The sequence below is a fragment of the Streptomyces anandii JCM 4720 genome, from assembly GCF_014650655.1.
Lineage (GTDB): Bacteria > Actinomycetota > Actinomycetes > Streptomycetales > Streptomycetaceae > Streptomyces > Streptomyces anandii.
Map to the genome: position 1 here is coordinate 278,280 of NZ_BMVJ01000005.1, position 2,658 is coordinate 280,937.

The following is a 2,658-nucleotide window of genomic DNA, read 5'->3' on the forward strand; positions in this document are numbered from 1 at the left end:
TGGTGGCACTGCGACGGGTTGGGACGGGGCGCGACTCGGTGGGTTGCGACTCGCGCGTATTCATCCGATTCGGTGGCATCGGAAAGCGCTTATAGGCTGGTATTGGCGTGTCTGAGGCGTTCGTGACGGGTTCACCGCACCATGGGGGAGGCGCCCCGCTCGGGGCCGCCATGACTCCCTCCATGTAGGGCGCAGTCGTAGAAAGCAGGTCAGACATGCGCGCTGGACGCCGCTTGAATCCGCTTCCCCGCTACAAAGGCGTATGGGCCGCCGGCCTCACGGCCCTCCCGGCTCTCCTCGCCCTGGGCACGGCCGCCCCCGCTCTGGCGGCAGTGCCCGCCCACCACAAGGTGGCCACGCCGCCGCCCGTCCACTACCAGCAGGTGTCCAACACCGCGACGTGCGGGGCCGATTCCTTCTGCACCGTCACGGTCACCTGCCCGCGCGGGACGCTGGTCACAGGCGGTGGTATCACCACCAACACCTTCATCAGCAGCGGGGTGTACGTCTACGAGACCGCACCGGTCAACTCCACCACCTGGAGAGGCACCATCCGCAACGCCACCCAGTCGACCTTCCCGGTCACCGTCAAGGCCGTCTGTGCCCGCAGCCAGGGCTTCTGACCGGCCAGGAACGCGCTGAACCTCGTCGCGCCGGAGTCCGCGTCAGTTCGCTGATGCGGACTCCTCGCTGTGCGAGCGGGTCGGGCAGGTCGACCACGACCAGACCCGGTTCCGGCACATGTACCTCGTTGATCACGTCCACGAATTCCACGAGTGCCGCCTCCGGCAGCAGGCTCCGCAACCGCGGGGCGGCCGGTCCTCCGTGTGCGGGATCGTGCGCAGTGCCGCCGCCGCGCCGGCAGGCCATGAGGAGAGCGACCCGTATGGGCCGTTCGGGGGTATCGGCCGGCGATCCCGCGTCTTCGGCCGAGTCCGCGGCGTTGCCACAGCGCCTGGTGCACAGCACTGTCACAGAGGAGGAAGAGTGGGACTTCGCAAGATCACAGGGATGACCCTCGTAGCGCTGGCCATGGGGGGCCTGTCCACGACGGCGGTCTCCGGGGTGGCGTTCGCGGGGGAGGACGGAGCCCAGGTGAGCGGCGGCTCCTCCCTCGGAGACCTGTTCCAGCAGAACGCGGCGCAGGAAGGCCGTCAGAACCAGAACTGTGAAAGCAGCGACACCATCGAAGGGTCCCTCCTCACCGGCGGCCGGGACGCCGTTCACTGTGCCTCGGCAGACACCTCGTACAACGACCACATCGTCTCCAGGAGCGGTGGCGCCCGAGCCGAGGGCGGCTCCAGCAGCCTGAACCAGCAGAACCTCGCGCAGAAGGGCAGGCAGAACAACAACTGCGGCCAAGCCAACTACACCGACATCACGCTGACCGGGGGCACGGCGAGCGAGACGTGCTCGAACAGGGACGGCTCCCGGAACAGGTACACCGCGTCCGAGGGCCGCGGTGCGCGCGCCGAGGCAGGCTCCAGCGGCCTCGTGAACCAGCAGAACACCGCGCAGGAGGGCCGGCAGAACAACAACTGCGGCAACTCCAACAACGCGACGCTGGTCGTGAGGGGAGGTGACGCCAGGGGTGCCTGCGCCAACAAGAACGCCTCCGACAGCAGTCACACCCTCACCCGGAACGGCGGCTCCACCGCCCGAGGCGGGTCCGGCGGAAGCAATCTGAACGAGCAGACCACCGCCCAGGAGGGTGGGCAGAACAACAATTGTGACAACTCCAACTTGGGTGACATCGAGGTCACCGGCGGAGCGCTCAGCGACACCTGCGTGAACAAGGACGTCTCCCGCAACAGGTACACCCTCACCAGGAACGGCGGCGCCCGTGCCGAGGGCGGATCCTCGGGTGCAGGCCTCATCGCCAACCAGCAGACCACCGCGCAGGAGGGCGGGCAGAACAACAACTGCGACAACACCGACAACACGTTCCTCCCGCTCGACGGGAGCAGGGAGAGCACCGCCTGTCTCAACAAGGACGCCTCCCGCAACGACCACACGGTCACCAAGCGCGGTGGCGCCCGTGTCGAGGGCGGCTCGTCCGTCGGAAACCTGAACCAGCAGAACACCGCGCAGGAAGGCCAGCAGAACAACGACTGCGCCAACTCGAACTTCGGAGACGTCGAAGTCACCCAAGGGCGCCTTGACACACTCTGCAAGAACGTCGATCGTTCCAGGAATGTGGACACCGTGGACATCAGCCACGGTGCCCGGGCGGCCGGCGGTTCCAGCGGGGCAGCGCTGTTCCAGCAGAACACCGCGCAGGAGGGCCGTCAGAACAACAGCTGCGGCAACTCCAACGACCTGACCCTCAGCGCGTCCGGCGGCCGCGTGCAGGACCAGTGTGTCGCTGTCGACCGATCCACCAACATCGGTTCCACCACCTACTGAGGTGACCGAGTCACCCGCGGTCTGCCTGCAGCGGGTGACGCCCCCGGGACCGGCCCCACATGCCGAGCCGGTCCCGGTCGGCAGGAAGCCGGTCTCCTCAAGGCCGCCGGGGGGCTGCACGCCGGGCGCGTCACCGTGTCCCGGGGCGAGGCCCGCGTCGGACCCCGTCGCCGTAGTCGGGGCCCGAGTACCGATTTCGAACACGCGAAGCAGGCTGGTAGTTGGGGCCCGCGGTCTCGTCCACGCGGGCGA

General features: G+C 68.1%; 2 protein-coding genes. Both read left to right on the forward strand.

Translation table 11 applies throughout. The features are described from left to right. Positions 1 to 233 precede the first annotated feature (233 nt). Complete coding sequence (locus tag IE249_RS12090; RefSeq protein ID WP_189704776.1) at positions 234 to 623, forward strand: hypothetical protein; 390 nt, start codon at positions 234 to 236, stop codon at positions 621 to 623. A gap of 388 nt (positions 624 to 1,011) precedes the next feature. Next, positions 1,012 to 2,406, forward strand: a complete 1,395-nt coding sequence (locus IE249_RS12095; protein WP_189704777.1) for a hypothetical protein — start codon at positions 1,012 to 1,014, stop codon at positions 2,404 to 2,406. Positions 2,407 to 2,658 lie beyond the last annotated feature (252 nt).

Excerpts from the sequence above, each read along its gene's own strand:
- IE249_RS12095 (WP_189704777.1), top strand. The coding sequence starts at position 1,012 with ATGACCCTCGTAGCGCTGGCCATGGGGGGCCTGTCCACGACGGCGGTC.